17 protein-coding genes are annotated in these 21,531 nt (G+C 57.4%); 12 read left to right on the forward strand and 5 right to left on the reverse strand.

What is annotated here, in order from left to right; translation table 11 throughout:
* Positions 1 to 44 precede the first annotated feature (44 nt).
* From ABZ154_RS09305 to ABZ154_RS09360, 12 genes are all read left to right on the forward strand, one after another.
* Entirely contained in the window at positions 45 to 1,130 is a 1,086-nt protein-coding gene (locus ABZ154_RS09305; protein WP_356830575.1) for a hypothetical protein, read from the forward strand.
* Positions 1,131 to 2,046: 916 nt separating this feature from the next.
* Positions 2,047 to 2,403 (forward strand): hypothetical protein, encoded by a 357-nt coding sequence (locus tag ABZ154_RS09310; RefSeq protein WP_356830577.1) that lies wholly within the window; start codon positions 2,047 to 2,049, stop codon positions 2,401 to 2,403.
* Between the two features lie 11 nt (positions 2,404 to 2,414).
* Entirely contained in the window at positions 2,415 to 2,786 is a 372-nt protein-coding gene (locus tag ABZ154_RS09315) for a hypothetical protein (protein ID WP_356830579.1), read from the forward strand.
* Positions 2,787 to 2,794: 8 nt separating this feature from the next.
* On the forward strand, positions 2,795 to 3,385 hold the full coding sequence (locus ABZ154_RS09320) for a hypothetical protein (RefSeq protein WP_356830580.1): 591 nt from the start codon (positions 2,795 to 2,797) through the stop codon (positions 3,383 to 3,385).
* Between the two features lie 97 nt (positions 3,386 to 3,482).
* Positions 3,483 to 3,773 (forward strand): hypothetical protein, encoded by a 291-nt coding sequence (locus ABZ154_RS09325; protein ID WP_356830582.1) that lies wholly within the window; start codon positions 3,483 to 3,485, stop codon positions 3,771 to 3,773.
* A 167-nt stretch (positions 3,774 to 3,940) separates the two neighbouring features.
* Entirely contained in the window at positions 3,941 to 4,195 is a 255-nt protein-coding gene (locus tag ABZ154_RS09330; RefSeq protein ID WP_356830584.1) for a hypothetical protein, read from the forward strand.
* 8 nt (positions 4,196 to 4,203) lie between these two features.
* A complete protein-coding gene (locus tag ABZ154_RS09335; RefSeq protein ID WP_356830586.1) occupies positions 4,204 to 9,903 on the forward strand; it encodes a hypothetical protein in 5,700 nt (1,899 codons plus the stop codon).
* Positions 9,904 to 9,913: 10 nt separating this feature from the next.
* Entirely contained in the window at positions 9,914 to 10,903 is a 990-nt protein-coding gene (locus ABZ154_RS09340; protein ID WP_356830588.1) for a phage tail family protein, read from the forward strand.
* A 1-nt stretch (position 10,904) separates the two neighbouring features.
* A complete protein-coding gene (locus tag ABZ154_RS09345) occupies positions 10,905 to 12,137 on the forward strand; it encodes a siphovirus ReqiPepy6 Gp37-like family protein (RefSeq protein WP_356830590.1) in 1,233 nt (410 codons plus the stop codon).
* Positions 12,138 to 13,278: 1,141 nt separating this feature from the next.
* Entirely contained in the window at positions 13,279 to 15,006 is a 1,728-nt protein-coding gene (locus ABZ154_RS09350; protein ID WP_356830591.1) for a glycerophosphodiester phosphodiesterase, read from the forward strand.
* Positions 15,007 to 15,017: 11 nt separating this feature from the next.
* Complete coding sequence (locus ABZ154_RS09355) at positions 15,018 to 15,293, forward strand: hypothetical protein (protein ID WP_356830593.1); 276 nt, start codon at positions 15,018 to 15,020, stop codon at positions 15,291 to 15,293.
* A gap of 11 nt (positions 15,294 to 15,304) precedes the next feature.
* The gene (locus ABZ154_RS09360; protein ID WP_356830595.1) at positions 15,305 to 16,381 is read left to right on the forward strand and encodes a peptidoglycan-binding protein; all 1,077 of its coding nucleotides are present in this window, start codon (positions 15,305 to 15,307) and stop codon (positions 16,379 to 16,381) included.
* 638 nt (positions 16,382 to 17,019) lie between these two features.
* Here ABZ154_RS09360 and ABZ154_RS09365 read toward each other — a convergent pair.
* From ABZ154_RS09365 to ABZ154_RS09385, 5 genes are all read right to left on the reverse strand, one after another.
* Entirely contained in the window at positions 17,020 to 18,336 is a 1,317-nt protein-coding gene (locus ABZ154_RS09365) for a DUF3987 domain-containing protein (protein ID WP_356830597.1), read from the reverse strand.
* Positions 18,333 to 18,521, reverse strand: coding sequence for a hypothetical protein (locus ABZ154_RS09370; RefSeq protein WP_356830599.1), 189 nt, complete (start codon positions 18,519 to 18,521; stop codon positions 18,333 to 18,335). Before ABZ154_RS09370 ends, ABZ154_RS09365 begins: the two co-directional genes overlap by 4 nt.
* Before the next feature lie 265 nt (positions 18,522 to 18,786).
* A complete protein-coding gene (locus tag ABZ154_RS09375; protein WP_356830601.1) occupies positions 18,787 to 19,023 on the reverse strand; it encodes a hypothetical protein in 237 nt (78 codons plus the stop codon).
* Positions 19,024 to 19,629: 606 nt separating this feature from the next.
* Complete coding sequence (locus tag ABZ154_RS09380) at positions 19,630 to 20,013, reverse strand: hypothetical protein (RefSeq protein WP_356830603.1); 384 nt, start codon at positions 20,011 to 20,013, stop codon at positions 19,630 to 19,632.
* Positions 20,014 to 20,961: 948 nt separating this feature from the next.
* Complete coding sequence (locus tag ABZ154_RS09385; RefSeq protein ID WP_356830605.1) at positions 20,962 to 21,237, reverse strand: hypothetical protein; 276 nt, start codon at positions 21,235 to 21,237, stop codon at positions 20,962 to 20,964.
* Positions 21,238 to 21,531 lie beyond the last annotated feature (294 nt).

A 21,531-nucleotide genomic window follows, 5' to 3' on the forward strand; every position in this document is an offset into this window, starting at 1 on the left:
CTCCCCTCCGGAGGGCTTTTTTCATGCCCTTTTGGAGGACATACATGCCGACTACGCATCACTTTAATCTTGACCCTAAGCAGGTCACCATCGCGGCTCTCGGTCTTCTGGACCGACAGCTCACTCTCGGTGGTATTCCGGCTCGCTATTCTGAGCTGAACTTCACTGGTGGCCTCGGTGACGTGATTAACGTCAACCGTCCGAGCCGTTCTATCAAGGTCCAGGAGACTGGTGTCTCCACCATCATCAAGAACACCATCACGGGTGACAACAACGTGTTTGCGGCGGCTGCTGAGCGGCCCGACCCGTCCGCACGACGGGCACCGAATGGGTTCGTCAAGGAAACCCGTTTCCCGGTTCAGCTCACGACTCTCGTTCAGAACGCAACTCCTCTGAGCATGGAGCAGGTAGCTTTCGACCTCAAGAAGTTCGGGGGTCAGGTTCTCGCCCCGCTGACTCGCGGTATGGCTGAGTACTTCGATGACACCATTGCTGCCTGGATCAAGGCCAACATCACTCGCTCCGCCCTGACCACGCCTCAGAAGAACGCCATCGGTGGCGACATTGCCGTCTCCATTCCCACGTATGACGGTACGCGGGAGAACATGATGGAGCGAGCCCTTCGCATCCGTACGGCCTTCGTTGATGCCCGTGAGTACCTGGGCAAGGCGTATGTGCCTGGTACTGAGCGACTGGTAATTGCCGGCCCCGAGGTCGAGTCCATTCTCCTGAAGGATCCTGAGTTCGTGAGCGTCGATTACAGCGGTGACACGAATGCCCTTCGTCGGGCGATCATCGGCAGCTACTACGGCTTTGATGTCGTAGTCCACCCGAGCTTCGGCCTCGAAATGTACTTCCTCCACAAGAGCGCCTTCCTTCTGGCTTCTGTCTGCCCCGCTATCCCGATGGGTGCTGTCACTGGGTCGGTCCAGAACATCAACGGCATTTCCACTCGGATGCTCGTGGACTACGACTACGACAAGAAGGCCGACACCATCGGCCTGGACACCATGTACGGCTTCACCACCATCAAGGAGGACCCGGAATTCTCGAAGGGTTCCACTCTGATCGGTGAGAAGTTCGTCAGGGGTCTCAAGGTTGTCATCACCGAGGTTGCGCCTACTCCGTAACCAACTCCTTCCCTTTGAAGGGAGGGATGACTAGTGGCCTTTGTCACTACTGAAGAGGTGGCCACCCGTCTTGGGTGGCCTCTCACCCCCGAAGAGGAAGCACGAGTGCAGTCCTTCATTGAGGACTGCACAGTCCTGATTGAGGATTACTGCGGCAAGGACTTTGAACGCCGTGAGGACGAATCCTTCCAACTCCCTGCTTCAGGCTCCTGCTTCCTGACAATCCCTCGCAGATACAACCCCTTTCTCCATGTGACCTCGGTTGCTTACGGAGATGGGGTCCCTCTGACGGGCTGGGAGTGGAGGCCTGCTTCCTTCACCCTCTACAACCCTGAGGGTTGGACTGAGCCAGTCACTATCACAGGGTCCTGGGGCTACGCAACTCTCCCTGGAGTCCTCAAGGTTGCTACCGCGGCTGAGGTCATCAGGTGGATGGCTCAGACTCCTGGACTGGCTATGGAGAGGACAGGAGAGAGGGAAGTCGAGTTTGCTACGGCCTCTTCTCCTCAGTCTCTCTCCCAGGCAGCCAAGGACGCTCTCAAGCGGTACCGAGCTTCCGCAGGCACCATCCCCCTTCGAATGGGGTCCTGATGAGTCAGTGGGATGAGCGAGTTGAGGTCTACCGAGCCAACGAGATCACAGGAGCCTACACAGCCAAGAAGGACTGGGCTAATCCAATTCTGGTCCTTCTTTCTCGTGCCAGTGTCCAGCCGGCCAGGAACTTCGAGATCAGGTCCCCTGAACGGGACTTGGCCCAAGAGCGGTTGGACGTCTACCTCCCCTATACGGAAGTGCTGGACGACCAGCACCGAGTGAAGTGGCGAGGGCTTTGGTACGAGATCGAGGGACCCCCTGACCTATGGCCCTACGGCTCAACCCGTCACACCCGGCTTGTCATTTGGAGGGCGAAGAACGGATGAGCAAAGAAGGCCAGTTCCACATGACATTCGATATGGGCTGGGAACACAAGATGTTCAACACCCTCGAAGCAGGGGCTCTTGTGGCTGAGACCACGGAGAAGATCCGAGTCAACGCGGTTAGAGAAGCCCCTCGTTCTCGGTCTACCAAGACCAACTGGAACCAGATCAAGAAGAACATGTCTTCTTTCGTTGAGAGAGACGCCATGGGCTACTTCGGCAACGTGATTATCGAACTCAATGAACGAGTCCGCCACACGTTGCTTCAGGACCGTGGCTGGACCGACAAACGAGGCCGAAGGCATCCCGGTAAGCAATTCCTCAAGGAAGCCCTACTGAAGGCGAGGATCGAATGAGTTCTGATCCCATGCCCTCCATCGTCCAGGCCCTCAGAGGCCTGGTGGATATCCCTTCAAGCTCCGTGACAGGCGACATGACCACTCGGGAAGTCGGAACCACCACGCTCTATGTGGAGCACAACGGCGGGTTCCGGATGGTTCGAGATCGCATGGACCGTGTGGACGTCGTCTACGAGGCCTATGCCACGGACAGGGAAGAGGCAGCACGCCTTGCTTATTCCGCACGAGATCACTTCCTCAGGAACTTCCCTGATTTGGTGTCAGGGGAACTTCACTTCCTGGACACCCTAGAAATCAGCAGCCCCGACTACGAGCCGGATGCTGCATCCCGAGAACACGTATACAGCGGGGAAGTCTCCCTGTTCTATCTAGAAAACTGAGGTGGCTTATGCCTTCTGGAAACGCGAGTAAGATCCGGTTTGCCCCGGATGGAATGCTTTATATCGCCCCTGTGGGGGGTGGCCTGGTTCTGCCTACCGATGTCGGTGATGGTGAGACTCCCCCGGCTGGTTACAAGGCCCTGGGTTACGTCTCCGAGAACGGTGTCACTCTGACCCCGAGTATTACGACCACGCCTCTACCGGCCTGGCAGTCTGCGGCTCCTGTCCTTTACAACGTGGATGCCGCTAGCTTCCAGATCCAGGCAACCCTTCTGGAGGCCACCAAGCTTGTCACTGAGACCTTCTTCGGTGCCGAGTGGGATGAGGTCTCTGAAGACGTGGGCGGTACCCCTACTCCGACTGGTGAGTACCGGCTTGACCTCAGCTCCCTTCCGGAGCTGAAGGAGTTCTCCCTCGTCTGTGACTGGCGTCAGGGTGAGCATCTGTGGCGTGCAGTGATCGAGCGATCCATGGTCGCTGAGCGAGGGGCTATCACCCTTCAGCGCACCCAGTCTCAGCAGTTCGAGCTGACGATTGACGCTATGGACTCGTCCGGGAAGCTCGGTTACATCCTCACCACCGAGGATATGGCAACCTGATCTCTTTTTTTGTCCGTTGGGTTGATATGAGATATAGACCCTGCCGGGAGGTCTAAAACCCCGGCTCCTCTCACACTTTGATTTCCAGGAGACCCCTATGACTGCTGCACGAAAGACCGCTGCCACCAAGCCTGTTGAGAAGACCGAGGACGAGACCCCGAAGGTCTCGACTTTTGAGTACAAGGGCCAGACCTACTCTGTGCCGGCTGACCCGCTGGACCTCCCCCTTGAGGTCGGTCTCGCTGAGTCCGAGTTTGAGATCGTCCAGGAGATTCTTGGGGACGAACAGTGGATCGAGTTCCGGAAGACCAAGCCGTCTATCCGGAACTTCGGGGACTTCTCCGAGAAGCTTTTCGAGGCTTGTGGGTATGGCGACGCGGGAAACTGATTCTCACCGTCCGCGTACTTCAGGATCATAAAGACGAACTGGAGGCAGATCTCCAGGAGTTCTTTCAGCTTGACCTGGAGGAGTACAAGCGCGGGCGGTTGTCATTCCACAAGATCTATGTGTGCGTGAAGTCCCTCATGAAGAAGCCTGGTAGATCCACGCTTCTCATGGCTCTGGACAAGACCACTGAGTGGGATGTCCACGGCTACCTCCTGGCTCGTCTCTGCGATTCCATGGAGTTGTCCAACTACCTCTTCATTCAGGCCAATTCATCTGGTGAGAACCAAGATGCTATGGAAGCGCCTACGCCTATTCAGCGTCCGGGGCAACCCGATGAACCTGAGCCGACACCACCGAAACCCGAAGACTTTGCTTCGGGCAAGGAAGTAGCTGCCTTCTTCGGCAGAATGAATTCCCTTTAGGAGGGCCCATGGCAGTTGCAGGATCAGGCCGTGGGCCGATAAAGGTCGGATCGGGTTATATCGACGTCTTCCCGAGGCTGAATCAGAAGCAACTCAGAGAGACACGTGCTCAGATCGAGCGGCAGATGGGTGCCTCGGGCAAGGCATCGGGCAAGGCCTTTACTCAGGGCCTTATCAGCCACGTGGCCACGATCCCTAAAAAGGCCAAGGCTGCTGCTGACAAGGCTCAGAAGGAGATCCAGAGGAGTGCTCTGGACTCCAAGAAGGTGCTCAAGCGTATTGAGCAGGAGATCACCAAGGAGTACGGCAAGGAAGCAGGCAAGCGTTTCAAGGAAGCTGCCAAACTGGAGAAGGAGAAGCGAAAGCTCCTTGACCAGACTTCTGTAGCCACCCGAAGGGCTATTCAGTCCACGGTACAGGCAGAGCAGAAGGCAGCTCAGGCCCAGGCTAAGACCTGGCAGACCGCGGAGAAGGAACGACTCCGTCTCCTTCGGGAGCGAGAGAGGTCCGAGGTCCAGGCCCGGAAGCAGGAGGCTCGCCGCTGGGAAACTGCCCAGCGGTCTTACCTGAAATACCTTCGGGACAGGCAGATTGCTGCGGAAAGGGCCTCCCGTCAGGAGGCTGCTGCCCATCGTCGTGCGCATCAGCAGATGCGAGAGGACATTCGGAGAACTCTCACTGAGTCTCGTACAGCCCGACTGACTGACCTCCGTGGTCAGATGGACGGGCATAGAGACCAGCTGGCAGCTCTTCGGGGCACCCTCCGTGACTACCGCCGGCAGATGGATGACCACACCCGCTCTGTCGGTCGTAGCCTGACCAACCTTCAGACGTCCTGGCGACGGAATGGCGAGGCGATTGAACGCCTCGGCACCAATGTGACTGAGACCGGACGCCTGATCTCCATGAACCTTTTGGCCCCCCTCGCTGGGGTGGCCGGCGCTCTCACCACTATCGGTGTGAAGTCCGCAGACATGAGGATTCTGGGTCAGCTTGGTCTTGGTGCTGCTGGGGTTTCTCAGAAGCAGTCTGCCAAGCAGATGAACGAGATCCAGCGATACGCAATCGATACTCCTTTCAGCATCGACACGATGCACGAGTATCAGATGAAGCTCATTCGGTCCATTGCTGGTAACGATAATGAGTGGTACAAGCCGAAGACAAAGGGTGCGGCTGCTGATAGGGCAGCCGATAAGACCACTGACATCATCAAGGCCATCGGTGACACGATGGCTCGGGCCGGAAACCTGGACCCGAACATGTTCCAGCGAGCCATGTATGCGGTGGACCGCATCATGGACATGGACAAGGCTCCTACCAGGAACATCAATCAGCTTGTTCAGGCAACCGGTATTCCTGCTGGTGAGCTTGCCCGGATGTTCGGCTACAAGAACGCCGGCGCCTTCTGGAAGCAGGTAGGTACTCCTGTTGCCAAGGGTGGAGGCATCTCCGGTCAGGACATGATTGACAACCTGCTTGAGGCCTGGGACCCGGGATACTTCGTGAAGGGCGAGGACGGCAAGCGGAAGATTGACCCCGACCGCAAGCAGCCCATTGTCAATCCCGAGGAGCACAGCACTAAGGGTGGTTCCGCCGGCTACGGCGAGAAGATGACTTCCGCCACCATCAGTGGCCGTGTTTCCCAGATCAAGGAGAGGGCTCAATTCGAGCTGGGCTCCTTGTTTGCCCAGGAGAACCCCAAGACCGGCGAGTACGAATACACAGGTCTGGGCCAGTCCATCATGGGCCAGGCCCAAGGCAAGGACAAAAACGGCAACGTCATCTATGAGGGTGGCCTTCTCCAGCAAGTGAAGCAGCTCGGTGGAGATCAGCAGGAGAACATTGTCAAGCTGCTTGAGACGTTCTTCTCCACCCTCAGCACTTTCGTGGAACAGATTCAGTGGTTCTCTGACTGGCTGAATGCCCATCCCCAGGTCAAGGAAGTCTTTGCCAACCTCCTGAAAATGGCCGCGGTAGCTCTCCCCTTCATCATTGCCATCGGTCTTCTGACGAAGGTCTTCGGCAAGGTAGCCAAGATCATGGGTGCAGGCCTTCGTCCCATCGGGGCTGCTGCACGGGGTGCACGTGGCGCTGGAAGGACTGGCCTTCAGGTCAGGGACGGGCTTCGTTCTCGTAGAGATGGCAACGGATTCCGCCAGGGTTACCAGGACAGCCGCACACAGCGGCGAGACGGAGACGTACGAGGCCCGGTTGCCCGTATGCGGGACCGTGTCACGGGCCGGGACTCAGGCTCTAATCAACTCCGCAACTCCATGCGGGATACCGAGAATGCCATTTCTCAGACTGAGGAAGCCATCAGGCGACTTCAGAGAGAGATCCGGGATGTCAATTCCACCTCGGTAAGGCAGCTCGTTGACCAGTTCGCCGGCACAGGCAACGGCAGCCTCCAAGGGGCTGCCAACAACACTGGATCTCGGGTTAACAACGTCACCAGTCAGGTAAACCAGCTCAACCGCGCCGGGCTTGGCACGGTAGGCGGAGAGGTCAACTCCCTTCAGGACAAGGTCAAGGGGCTAAACAAGCACCTCAAGAAGTCCAACGAGTTGATGAAGGAGCTGAACGGGCAGAGCCTGAACGGGCTGAAACTGACAGTGGATTCCGCTCACGGAACTGTGACGGACCTGAAGAACAAGGTTGATTCTACAGCCAGTTCGGTATCTGCTTTGAATCGTAAGGACCTTGACAAACTCTCTGGGGAATTCAAGCAGACGACGTCTGCCGGAAACACTCTCCAGGAGAAGATCAAGGCCACCATCCGTTCGGTAGCCAGCCTGAACGCTGCAAAACTCGGCACCATCAAGAAGGAGTTCAACAACCTTCGGGCCGCAGTAAACAGCGTTCATACCCTGGTAGGTACGTCCAACTCCGGTCTCCATGGCCGGGTAACCAACCTGGACAAGAAGACCCTCTCCACGGTCATCAAGGCCGTGAAGAACCTCAAGGATGCCCTGGACGATGCAGCCAAGAAGGCTGGGACTCTTGACGACCGACTGAACGACATCGGTAAGAAGGCTCCTGGCAACGGCGGTTCCTCTGGAGGCTCTTCCAAGAAGAAGAGGAAGAGTGCTACAGGGGGTGTGCTTCCGGGCTACACACCCGGACAGGACGTTCACGTCTTCTCCTCCCCCACGGCCGGCGAACTCCACCTCTCTGGTGGGGAGGCCATCATGCGTCCCGAGGTCACTCGGGCCATGGGTCATGAGCGAATCAACCAACTGAACCTGGCAGCCCGCACCAAGGGTGTTGAAGGTGTTCGTCAGGCAATGCAGTTCGCTGACGGAGGCATTCTCAAGAAGCTCGGTCTTGGCGGCATTGACGACGCCATGAGGAACTTCAACCTGGGCCCCAACATCTTGGGGGCAACGGGTGCTGCAAGCCTCTACAACTCCTCCGATGCTCTCGGGGGAGACACCCGGAAGGGTGTCCAGGGTGGGGCAAAGCCAGGCAGCCTCTACAACGGCACCAGTATTGGGGGGAAGTTCAAGGGCCAGTACGACTTCCTGACTCGCGACATGTTCGAGGTACTGCGGAAGGCCAAAGTGCCTTCCGGGTGGGGTCAGGCGGTAGGTGTTGTAGGTGGGGCTCTCGCCCCGGTCAGCGCAGAATATTTCTGGGATGACGTCTGGAAAGGCAAGGGGAACGTCCTCGAAAGAGGAAAGGATTACCTGGGCCACATGTTCTCTCCGAAGACCTTGCAGAAGATCGTATCCAACCTCTTCGGAGGTGGATGGGATTCTCTCAAGGGTCTCTGGGAGGGCGGAAAGGCTCTCGTCTCAGACCCGATTGGGATGGTCAAGGACAGCATCGCTGGTGTCTGGGAAGTCTCTCGCAACTCCTACAACGGATTTGTCGAGAACGTCTCAGGTCTCCGAGAGATCTGGCAGAACCCCATGGGCTACGGCCAACAGGTGGCCGGAGAGATCTACGAGACCGCCAAGGAGAATCTACCTAACCTGGATCAGCTCTTTGATTTCAGTGGAAAGGGGCTCAGCTCCTCTCCCCCGAAACTCGATGGGATCCTAGAAGAAGGTGGTCCTGGCACTGCAAAGGGCCTTTCGTGGGCCCTTACACAGAACGGCAAACCATATCAGTGGGGAGGCAACGGAGATCCTTCGTGGGACTGCTCTGGATTCCTCTCCGCGATTGAGTCTGTCATCCGAGGCCAGAAGCCCCATCGACGTTGGGCGACTGGTTCATTCAGCGGCGCTAGCGCTCCCGAGGGGTGGATTCGAGACCTCAAATCCCCCTTCATGATAGGTATTACAAACGCTGGGGTCGGTCATACAGCCGGCACTATCAACGGTGTCAATGTGGAGTCTCGCGGTGGTGACGGAGTTGTTGTAGGCCCTCGCGCAAGAGGCGCTAACTCCATGCTGTTCACGGACGTCTACGGCTTCAGCTCTGGCATCCCTAAGGGCTACGCGTCTGGCACCGATGGCGCTGACAAGGGCTGGGCTTGGGTCGGTGAAGAAGGCCCCGAGCTAGTCAACTTCAAGGGCGGGGAAACCGTCCTCAACGCTCGTGACTCCATTATCGCGGGCAAGGAAGTTGAGAAGGGCTACGCCTCAGGGACCAAGAACAGTGGTCTCTACAAGGCCATGATGGGAAGTACGAGCCAGCTCAATACTGCTCTTGGAAAGATGAGGGACCTTCTCTCGAAGGCGTTCTCTGCTGAGCTGATCTCCAAGAGCAAGCACGGCTCGCTGTCCAAGTGGCTGGCAAAGGAGAACACAGCTCTCACCAAGGCTGCATCCAAGAGGGCATCCATTGCTCAGAAGATCAAGAATGCCAACGCCAAACTGACCGATCTGAGGGAACAGAAGAGTCAGATGGCTAAGGAGATCTCGTCTCAGGCCAGTGGAGGAACCCCTCTTGCAGCTGCCTTCAATTCTGGTGGTGGTGTATCCGCGGGTGGAGCTCTCTCGGGGCTGAAGGATCGTCTCAAGGCGATCATCACCTTCAAGAAGAACGTAACTGCTCTCCGTAAGAAGGGTTACAGCAACGCTGTCATTGGTGAGGTGTCCGAAGCTGGAATTGATCAGGGCAACGAGATGGCCAAGTCCCTTCTCTCCGCGTCATCCACACAGGTCAAGGACATCACGAAGACGTATGGCGACATCTTCAAGCAGTCCGATGCTCTTGGCAAGTCGGTGGCTGGTGAGTTCTTCAAGGCCGGCGAGAAGTCCGCTCTTGAGCTGATCAGGGGCCTAGAAAAGCAGGAGTCGGCTCTTACCAAGAGCATCGCAGCTTTGGTGAGTAAGGCCCTTTCCAAGCTCCGCAAGGGGCTTGGGGTGGGCAAGGGCGAGGCGGTAAGGGCAGACATCGCTTCACTCCTCTCCTGGCTCACCGGAGTCAGCCAGCCGACCAAGCAGGCTCCTAAGAAGAAGCCTCCTGCCAAGAAGAAGAAGCCAGCACCCAAAAAGAAGCCTGCCCCTAAGAAGAAGGGCTACTGGACGGGAACACTGTCTGCTGCTCCTGGTCCTGCCCTAGTTGGGGAGCTTGGTCCGGAGATCGTCAATTTCCAGGGAGGTGAGCGTGTCTTCAACAACAGGGACACTCAGTCCCTCCTGTCCTCTCCGGAACGGCCAATCTACATCACGGTGAATGAAGCCAAGTCTGAGAACACGACTGACGCTGTGATCAAGGCCTTTGGCTATCTCGACACCATGTACGGCAATCGACTCTAGGAGGTGACGTATGCCAATTCCGGTACTCAGGAGGACAACTCCACCCGTCCCAGGCGGACCTATTCCGCCTACGCGGGTGTACTGGGGGAGGACGTACGTATCTGTCACAGGGAAGAATGGTGAGGGGGAGGAAATCCCCCTCACCGATTTTACCAACTCGTTGTGGCCGGGCATTGTGATGATGCCCGGCGCCACGGGTCTAGATGCGCCCCCTTTCGAGCTTCACGCGGACGACAGTCCGAACCTAGATGGAGGACTTTTCCGAGACGCCAGGGCAGTGGCCCGGGAAGTCATGATTCCCGTCCACCTTCACGGGATCGACAGGCAGACCATCAAGCGCCTCAAGTCCCGTCTTGCATCTTCCCTCAACCCCAAGAAGGGGTTCTGCGTACTCAAGTTTGCGGAAGGGAATGGGATACCTCGGTACCTTCGCTGCTACTACAAGGGAGGTATGGAGGGTAGTGAGTCCGAGGACCAAGCGGGATTCACCTGGACCAAATACGGCCTCCAGTTCACGGCGTACGAGCCCTATTTCTACTCTGACGATGTCCAGGTGGCATCGTGGGAGTTCGGGAATGTAGAAGCCTTCCTGGACACCTCCCAGGCCCTCTTCCCTCTCAGGCTGAATGCGGGTCGACTTGCAGACGACCAAGTAGTGATCGAGAACCCCGGAGATGCTGAGTCCTGGCCCCGGTGGGAGCTTGAAGGCCCCATCAAGGCTTTTGAGTTCGTTGGTCCAGGCGGACAAAGTTTCGGCATTGATGCCCCCCTTGATTCCTCCGATGTCATCGACCTTGGACGAACGCTCACAGTCGATACCCGACCTGGATTCAAGACTATCCGGGATGACCAGGGCACGAACTACTGGCCTCTCCTCAAAGCAAATCCCGAACTCTGGTCCATACCCGATGGGACATCCCAGTGCACAGTCAGTATCACACCTGGTGCCCCCAGTGCCCGTGTCCGACTGACTTTCCAGCCGAGATACGAGGGGTACTGATATGGGCTATCGAGTGGAGGTGCGGGATAAGGACCTGAACCGTGTTGGTGTTATCGACACTTGGCTACAGCTAGACATCATCGTCCGTTTCTGTGCCCAGGGCTCCTGGAAGCTCTTGGTCAGGGCCGGCACAGAACAGGCAGAACTTCTTCAGCGTGGTGGAGGAGTCGCCATCTATCAGGATGGTGTCGAGAATCCCATTGTGACGGGGCAGATCGAGGACTTCCAAAAGTACTTCACCACCCAGCAACACTCGTCCATGGGGAGCCTCTTTGTAGGAGGCTCCTGTGACAACAAGCTGGCCTACTCCAGGCTGGCTTTCCCTGATCCCTCTAAGTCTGTGGCTCAGCAGTACTCCTCTCCCATACACGTTCGCACAGTCAACACCCCTAGCTCCAGTGCGGTTTGGGATGAGCTGGAGAAGTCCATGGGATCAACCGCGGTACTGAACCGCAGGATTCCGGGAGTGAACATCGGTACCAAGCCGACCTTCGGGGGGACTGTCAACGACACGCTGCGGTACGACGTCATCGGGGAGAAGTTGGCCGGCTGGTGTGAGGCCAAGAAGCTGGGCTATCGCTTCCTGTATGACCCCAACACCCGTTCCATCGATCTGGACATCTTTGCTCCCCGGGACCTCTCTAAGGAGGTCCGTTTCTCTACGGACCTCGGGAATCTCAGGGAGTTCATCTGGACCCTCTCAGCTCCAAAGATCACAAGAGTCATTGTGGCTTGCCAGGGCGAGGGTAAGGCCCGGTACCTGTATCAGAAGATCGATACAGAGGCCGAAACCGAATGGGGCATGCAGATAGAGCATTTCATCGACCGGAGAGACCTCCCCATCGTCACCGACATGGCTACAGGAAACCCGGTCAAGGCATCCCTGGACGTTACAACCGCTGAGTTCGAAAGTGCTCTTGAGGCGGTAAAGCTTTCTGCGGATGAAGCCCTCAAAGAGGGCGAGCGTAACGGCAACTTCCAGATCTACCCGATCGACACAGAGCAAGTGAAGTTCGGCCGGGATTACTTCGTGGGAGACATCGTCACGGTAGCCGTGGACGGAGTGGAGTACTCCGACATGGTCAGAGAAGTGGACATCACTGTGGATGACGGAGGAAATGCCGTCACTGTCTCTCCCAAGATCGGTGAGCAAGGAAGTGGAGACCCCCTGAACCTGTACAAGACCGTATTTGAGATGCGGGAAAAGCTGCGCAAACTGGAAGCGAGGATGTGACATGGCAGAAATTAGCTATCCGTTTAGCGCGGACAACGTAACCACAGGAGCTACCAAGGCTGTCTCAGAGCTTGACTGGCAGGCTATGGCCTCCATGTGGGGAGGGGACAGGGTCAGTCACCTACTGCCCCACGGTAATGCCCCTGTTAGCTCGGTACCTTTCCGGCCCACTGTCCTCAGCGTCACCCAGGTACGGATCGCCCCAGGCAAGGCCTGGCTCGGTGGATTCAACTATGAACTAACTGCTGACCAGACAGTGACTCTTGATCCCAACTCTTTGAACACGGGTCGAATCGACCTCATTGTCATCCGTCTGGACATGTCCAAGCCAGGTGCAAACCTGGCAGTGCGTAAGGGTACCAACTCAGCAACTCCTGTTGTCCCTCAGCCTGTTAGGCAGCCTGGAGCTATCTGGGAACTGCCTCTGGCGGTAGTAAACGTCCCTGCCAACGGCGGGACTATTACTACCAGTACGAGGGCTCCTCTGATGATGCCTCCTTCTGTTGGGTTCCCCTGGAATGCCAAAGACAGCCTAGCTCTTACGCCGGCTGGCACGTTCGGTTATGACCTGGACAGCAATACTGACTGGTCTCAGAACGAGATTTTCCATGGACGAGATGGCTTGGTGACCGCCCGGACCCTTGGCGCCTCTATGGAGTACACCCCTCAACTGGTAAACGGCGGAGGTGTGGCAGAGAAGCTGGGTCGGTGGCGATGGATCGCTCCAGGAATGATCTGGTTCTCTATTCGTCTCCACAACACTTCTACGACTGTGGACGCCAAGATTTCAGGCACCAACCCCTCTTATGGGGTCTCTCTCCCCATTGCAGCGCGAGGTGATACAGGACAGACGCTGCATGGCATCTTCGAGCAGCCGACCTCTCAGGGAGGTCTGCCTAATTACATGGATTTGCACGGGCGCATCGCTAAGGGAGGTTCCACCTCCACCATGCTGATTTTGTATCCGAACCCTGCCAATTCGGCTGCGGGTCTCGACGGGCTGAAGATTGTCCCCCGCCGAGCCGCCATCACATTCTCAGGAGTCTACGAAGCAGCACAGACATCTTGGACACCTATATCCGGAGGTTAGCAAATGGCTCGTAATCTATTTGGAGGGACCTCCGCTGACGTAGCAGAAGACATGGTAGGCGCCCGGGTTCCGGGCGCCTCTGGAACGGTATGGGACGGCCTCTCCGAGGGGGCCGGCCAGGTCACCGACCTACTGACTATTGAAAACGTCCCTGTTTCTACGCTCATCGCAGACGCTCAGGGAATGGTGCCTCCCTTCTGGGGACCTGACGGGGCAGAACGGCTGTATGTGGACTTCGGGGCCGGCCGTATAGCCCTAGTGGCTTCCGATGTCGGACAGCGTTTCAAGGACCACCTGACAGCTTCTGATCCCCACGGGGACAGAGCTGCTGCTGAGGACAACCTGAACAGCAAGATTGGCACCCCCAACGGGATCGCCCCTCTTGATGCCTCAGGGCTTATCCCTCTCCAGCACATGCCCTCAGGCAGCTCCTCCAGCATGGCTTCTATTGATGCTCTGATGGATGAGACCCCGTTCTACATCGCTCACCGCGGTTCCGGGATGGAATATCCGGAGCACACCATGGCTGCCTATGACGCAGCCCTTACCAGTGGTGTGAAGGCGATTGAGGTCTCCGTCTGCGTTACCGCAGATGGTGTCCCTGTCTGTATGCACGATCCGACTCTGGATCGCACCACCACGGGCACAGGCCTTATGGCCGACATGCCTTATGCCTCTCTTATCAACACCGTAAAGGTGGACCTGGGAAGCATTCTTGGGCAGGGATGGGCCGACCAGCCCATGACCAACCTCCGTGATGTGCTTGACCGTTTCATGGGTCGAGTCGTCATCTTCCTGGAACCCAAGACGAATGTGGCTATCCCGATCGTGCAGAAGATGCTTGAGGACTACTACCCCAACGCCAATCAGTCGGTGGTGTGGAAGAACTACTACACAAACCCCTCGTTCACCCTTATGAAGTCCAGAGGATTCAAGGTCTGGGGGTATATGGACGCAGGCACAACTGACCTTCAGTTGGCTGCTGTTGATCCCCTTATTGACTACTGGGGCATCCCTTCGGCAATGACCAATGCCCGTAAGCAGGAAATCGTAGCCCGCGGTAAGAAGGTCATTTGCTGGGAGGTCCACCGACGTTCCCAGAGGGACACACTTGTGGGCCTTGGTGTCCAGGGAATGATGGCAGCTCAGTACAAGTGGCTGAGTACGAACTACCAGATCCTCAAGAAGGACAACTGGGCTACCGCGGTCAAGGCTCCAGGGGACATGGGCCGTCTCTTCTATGACGGTACCCGGGACCTCAAGTACTCCGGAAACGGTGAAGTCTTCTTCAACGTGGTCGGGGAGTCGGCCCTTATTGGGTCCTGCTCATTCCCGTCGTTCCCGACCAACGGCTACCGAATGACCTTCGATATGAAGTACGACGGCACTGTGCCCACCAATGAACATGCCGGCGTAGCTTTCGGCAAGGCCGATGACAGTAACTACCGGTTCAACATGGTCAACGAATCCGGTGGCTATCACATGGTCTTCCGTGGTTCTGGCTCCCTGGAACTCTACTCCCACACTGCTGGAGTCACTTCCGGGACCCCTCTTGCTACGGCCCTTTCCGCAGCTCCTGTAGCCAATCAGTGGATGTCTTTCCGGGTGGATGTTACTCCCGCGCTTGTGAGCATCACCAGAACCGATGTAACCCCGAATGTCACTGTGTCTTCCACCAACGCCACCTATCGAGGTGGCTACGTGCACGTATCAGAGGGAAATATCGGCCTCATCGGCAACCGTCCTAGGTGGCGGAACTTTACTGTCAACGCCCTCTGAGGGAGGTTCACTTGGATATTTCTCTGCTGTTAAGCATTGGTGGACTCATTTCGCTTGTAGCTGGTGGTGTCGCTGTAGTCGTTGCCACCTTCCGAACGAACACCTCTCGCGTTTGGCGAGAGGAAGCGGAAGCCCAGAAGACTCGGGCGGACAGGCTCCTTAACGACATTGAGAAGATGACGAAGGAGATTGAGGAGCTGAAGAAGTACACGCACGCTTTGGTGCAAATACTCTCCACCATTGATCCAACCCGGCTTGAAGACCTAAGACTCCGAAGGGGGCTCTAATGGCTACACCTATGACTCCTACTCAGCTCCTTTCCCAGCTCAAGAAGTGGGATGTGCCTTACGAGGAGTACAAGAACTGGAAGACCCACAACCGGAACCATAAGGGGCTTTGGGGCCCCGTTCATGGCTTTATGGTTCACCACACCGGATCGGATAACAAGGATCAGCGCGCACTACTTTACAACGGTATCGCTGGGCTCCCTGGTCCTCTTTCCCAGTTTGGGCTTGCCCAGGATGGAACTGTCCACCTGATTGGCTGGGGCCGGGCAAATCACGCGGGCATGGGAGATGACGATGTCCTGGCCGCGGTTATAGCTGAGAAGCCGGCACCTGTTGATGACGAGTCCAACACTGACTTCAACCGGCACTTCTACGGGGTAGAGATCTGGTACTCCGGCTCTCACAAGATGACTGATGCCCAGTACAAGACCCTCCTCAAGCTCTCTGCTGCTGTCTGTGACTTCCATGGATGGGGTAAGTACTCGCTAATCGGTCATGGTGAGTCCGGTTCTCCTGGCAAGTGGGACCCGGGTTACGCGCCCGGGAAGATGATGGAGATGGACTCGATGCGGGATGACATGGAGGCAGTCCTTGAGGGGAAGCCCAAGCCTCCTACTCCTCAGAAGCCGTCCACTCCTAAGCCGGCAGGATCTTCCTACACGGTTCTGGCAGGGGACACGCTTTCCGGCATCGGCCGGAAGCTCCAGGTGGACTGGCAGGAGATGGCCAAGCTCAACTCCCTGAAGTCTCCGTACCGCATCGATCCCGGGCAGAAGCTGAAGGTGCCCGGGAAGGCCCCAACTCCCAAGCCAGCTACGCCTGTTAAGCCGAAGCCTGTTTCGTACGAGCCGTACCCTGGTGCTGCCTACTTCAAGAAGGCTCCGAGGTCCAGCCTCGTTGAGAGGATGGGTAAGCGTCTGAAGGCGGAAGGCTGCTCCGCCTACGCGGTTGGTCCTGGTCCTCAGTGGTCCGAGGCAGACCGGAAGAGCTACCGGAAGTGGCAGCTCAAGTTGGGGTACCGCGGTGTTGCTGCTGATGGTTGGCCGGGCAAAGTGAGTTGGGACAAGCTCAAGGTCCCGAAGGCTTAGGCACCCTCGCGCGCATGGGCACGTACATGCACCTGCCTCTGCACGCCCGCGCGAGTCACTTACCGAGTTTCAAATATGGGTGGATTTCGTTCGTCAGATGAATTGAAACCTGACTCAGATATTTTGAGATGGCTCCCCAGTGCTGCCACCCGGCTTCGCCGGGCCCGGACTCCTGCCTCTGTCCCCCCTGATTCATTCCATTCCCCGCCCCTTTCGAGAGGCGGGGTCTCTCCCCCGTCACATGTGAGAGTGAATGAAAGAATGGGGTGGGCCATGCCTGCCGAACCTCTCTCCCCTCATGGGAGGTGAATGAATGAAGGAATCCCTACTCCGCCACATCCCTCGGGTGGTGGCTGTCGTCGCTGCGCTCACGCCGGCTGTCGTGGCTGTGCTGGATAGTCTCCCGTGGCAATGGGCCGTAAGCCTGTCCGCGGTTGCCCTGTCCCTCGGTGAGGCAGCCGAGAAGGTGCGCCGTATGACTGCTCTCCGAAAGGCTCTCACCGAGTCCTAGCCGGCCCCGTGTTGGCTTCCCCATGCCGGGGGACCTTTCTCCTGTCCCCCCGTGTCTGTGAGAGGACACAACGCAAAAAGGCCCCCACCCTCGAAAGAGGGTGGGGGCTATTCGTGTTTCCGCTGTCCTACAGCCAACTTCCGGAGAGACTAAGTTCCGGGGCTTCCTTGGAAGACTGCTCAGGGATGGCAACAGATACAGGCTCAGGTGTCTGCTCTGACTCTTCCTGGACAGGCTCTGTCTCCGGGGAGACGAGACGATAGACGATCGGGGGCCGACCACGGCCGGACTCTGTCTCGCCTCGAACCAGGGTGACATCTGCCATTGTCTCAGCAACACCCTTGAGGGTGTGGGCAGTTGCCCGCGGCCCCAGGGAACGAAGCAGGAGAGACGACGTGGCCTCTCCCCCGTGCCTCACCAGAATCTCCCGGACAAGCTCAGGAAGGGTCTTGACGACCCTCCCGCTCACCTTCGAGTCTTCTCGCACCAACTTCTCTACGCTCCGCATGCTGTACTGGACGAATGCCCATGCGGCATCAATCGCCTTACGGCTGATCGTGGTCCTGCACTCCGATGCGGTGAGAACCGCGGCCACCCTCACAATCTGTTCGGGTGTCCTCTCCACATAGCACCGAAGGTGAGAGGGCATGTCTGCCATTTTGCGCAGGAACTGCACCCGGAGTTCATCGAACCTACGGCCGGCATCCTTACCCATGGACATACGCCGCGGAGTGCGGCGGGCCCAATCGTAGGCGTCTGCTAGGCCCTGAATCTCGGGATAGACCTCTACATGGTCATACGGAAGAACCTTGGAGCCTTCCACCATGACGGGAAGCAGTCGGTTGAATGACCCTCCCTTGGCGTCCCGCGGTTTCACATACTCTGACCACTCCCCCGGAGTGATATGAGCGTGGAACCCCAACCGAGGGTTCTCTACGGTCATGCTCACCTTGGTCGTGGTGTGCCGGATGGTAGCCCCATCCCAGCACGTACGGAGCTTAGAGGCGAAGGTAGGGCACCTTGTCTGACGCTTAAGGTTCTCGGACCACTCTTCATCAACCACGATGAGACGAGTGTCCGTTCCATCCTCGGTTCCCTCGGTCTCCTCCTGCTTCTCGTACAGCATCTGAGTGAGAGAGGGTCCGGAGGAAACCCCGCCCGCGGTACGGGCGGTGAGGAACTTCCCAATGGATTGTTCCAGCATCTTGGATGCCACTCGTACCGCGGTTCCCTTCCTGCCTAGCGCGCTCTCGCCGGCTAGGACAGTCCAGACGACTACGGGCCGACCGTTGTACATGACGACGTCTCCGTTGATGGCACTGGACCAAAGAGACAGGATGGCAGCGTAGACACCGATAGGGTCAGCTTCCGTGTGAGGTTCTGCGGCTATGACCGCGTCACCAATGGGCCCGTACTTCATTGCCTGGAATGCTTCGAGACTCACGACTTGTCCTCTCCCGGATCTCCGAGCATCTTGACCAGTTCCCGTGCTAGAGCCTTTTCGTGCTCAGCACAGAAGAACCAGGTCTTCCCGTCAAGCTCAATGTCCATGATGGATTCCGTGGCAGTCTTGCTCTTGGTCCAGCACGGATCGCACGCATCATCAATCGTGATTACTGCTCTTGCCATGACTCTTACTCCCTTCGGTCTGAACATCCATGAACACCAACAACCCCTAGGAATCCCTAAGGGTTGTCAATGAACATGGGCGTTCAGGACCTAAAGCAGTGAACCGTTTCCCACCCCTCCGGGGTATCTCGTTCGACTTGAACAAACGACGAGACTGCTGGTTCCCGAGAAGGAACATACGTGAAGGAGTACTTAGCCCCGTTGATGTCGCGGTGCCACACTGTTTGTCGTGTTCCCAGGTAGACGTTGTACTGCGGACCAATCTTCATGCCGTTGCCTTTCTCTGAGACATCCATTCCGTGGCGTAGGTCTCCGAGACCGTGTGAACGAACAGCGCTGCCACCTCAGCCGGCGAGTGGTAGACCGTGGCAGCATTGCCACAGTCCTCAAACAGGTCCGACAGAGCTAGAGCCCTCTCCAGGTCATCCGTGATCCAGGCTGTTTCGATGGCTCGGAGCTTGAAGTGCTCTGTGTCTTCTGCGTACCGCTTCATGAGGCTCATTTACTCGTCCCCCCAGACAGTTGAGATGGTGACTTCCTGACCGCTCATGCTCTGAGCTTTGATCCGGATGTAATACAGGAGAGGAGAGGTGCGGAAGTATCCGTCCGCAGCTTTCTCCGATTCTGCGTGGTTCTGGAAGGACTTGGGCGGAGCAATTTCCTCGTAAGGCTCCCCATCCAGACGCGTCCCCACGAACTCAAGGAACAGAGTTGTCGGATCGAACGTGATTCCTCGTACCGTTTCCTGTCGTGTCTTCACTGGGAAATCCTCTCTTCCACCTGAAGTGAAAGGCCCTTAGGCTCATCACCTCGTGCGTACGTCCCTGTCAGTGCGTCTGAGTAGTCATCCTTGAACTGTCGTTCACGAGAACGGCACTCCCTGAGACTTCCCCCCATAACGGGAATGGGCCGGGTGACCTCTCTCCAATTGCTTGTCCAACCCCAGAGAACGAAAGATGCATTCACTTCTCTGCCTCCACACCGTTGGTGTACGTAGCGGGGAACCTTTGGCTGTGCCAGTAGTCCTCATGTAGTTGCCGAGTCTCTGGCTCATCATGAATGCTGGTTCCGCAGGAACAGAGAATGGTCTGTGACCACGGGTGCTCGCTCACATCCAATACTTTCCCTCGGAGTGCCAGACTTCTCGGAGTACCCGGAAGATCTCCTCTTCGATGTTGGACCATTCCTCGCACTGCTCTACCGAAGTGTTCAGGTCCGTGTGTCCGCCATTGCGCCGGCCCTTACGCCAGCCAAGGGCCCGGTAGATGGTGTGTAGTTCGAGCTTGGTCAGCTCCCATGTCTGCTCATCGGGGAGCTTGGTGGTGACGTAGGTGTTCGGCACCAAGGCCATAGCTGCGTACACGTACTCTGTGCCGGTCCACACCTTCTGTGTGCTCTGGAGTTCCAGTGCTCTGCGGAGTGTGGTTCGTACATACGCCGTGCAGGCGTATGAGTAGGTAGCTACCCTGTACCGCTTCTCTGTGTCGTTCATTTCCCTACCTCTCTCGTTCGGAATCTGTGAGCCATAGTGACTCGGCAACGGGGACCGACTTCTCAGCCGGCCACCCGAAACCCAATCTCCAGAGATCAGACCGAACGGTAGGATGTGTGAGGCTCGTTCTCCTGTCGGTGCGTCTCACACCGAACCTGGCAGTGGTGATGCTTGTCTCCGCGGTACTCCGCGCATGCCCAGTGGGTGACTTCCTCCAGACAGAAGGGGATGCACTTCATCCCTTCTGCGGCTACGTAGCTTGAGTAGTGGACACCGATTCGGTTGGACATCTGCTGACCCCTAACGGCGCACGTAGTGCGCTTAGTGACTTCTGGGCATAGAAAAGGGATCTAGAGCGTGTTCCCTAGATCCCGCCTGCTTGTCCTAGGCTTAGAAAGCCCCACTCAGCGATGCACAGAAGATGCATTCTGTCGTCTCACCCAAAAGGATGCCGACGTTGTCACACACCCAAATGGTCCAGTGTTCCCGAGTCTCGCCCATGCTCTTTCCTCCCTGTGCCGATAAGTTGAATGCAGCCGGCGAACCCCGCTAGGGGTTCGCCTACCACATTCACCCGACCGATTCAGTTGTCGTATCTCATCTCAACCCTCACGACATGCTGATAGGCCTCCGTTCGTACGAACCAGGATGCGGGCAGCTTCGGCCACACTGGGTACTCCTGGGACGTACGGGCCCATGAGAGGCCTTACCTCCACCTTCCCGTGTCCGTGGTAGACAGTGCCGAGAAACGCCCCGTTGTGCCTCACGTACGAGGTGACCGAGCCTGCCCACGAGACGCCGGCCTTACGGCTGGTCTGGATCGTTGTTCCGTCATCGTGACGGATGGTGCGGTGAAGCAACTTCACTTGCTCTCCCCCTCACAGCTCGAAAGCCAGCTCTAGACGATGAACATGATCCCTCCGAGGATCGGAAGGAACTCAGAGAGAGTCATGCTGACCTCTTAACGAACTTGTAAGGGCCCGTAGAGCCCTGTCGAATCATCAGCCGGCCGTTCTTGCTCCACTTGGTCTCGTAGCTGTTGAACAGGACGTCGAACGCTTCCGCGTGCTCGGAGTGGGAGAGGGTGTGGAACTCCTCCCACTCGTCTTCCTCGCTCTGTGTGCTCTGTGTGGTGACCAGAGCAGCAACCGCGGTGAAGGCGGAGGGTGCTCCTCCCGTGGCGATGCTCAGGGGAAGAACCAGGCTCAGAATCCAGGCGATCATTGTGTGCTCTCTCTTCTTCCGTATCTCATATCAACCATAGGCGGAAACAAAAGGACGCACGGAGGTGAAGCCGTGCGCCCGATGTCTCTTACCTAGCGACGAACACCAGGGATGAGGCCCTGTATGATCCGTCCTGCTTCTGCGTAGTCGCCAAGGCTAGGCCCGGACTCCTGTTCACTGCTTGCCTGATGAGCCCTGTCGTGGCCCGAAGTCTTGGTGCAGTAGACAAACTGACCAGTCTTCATGCTGAGCATCTTGTGACCACACTGGGGACCAAGCTGCGCAAAAGGCTTG

The sequence above is a fragment of the Streptomyces sp. NPDC006261 genome (assembly GCF_040613515.1).
Classification (GTDB): domain Bacteria; phylum Actinomycetota; class Actinomycetes; order Streptomycetales; family Streptomycetaceae; genus Streptomyces.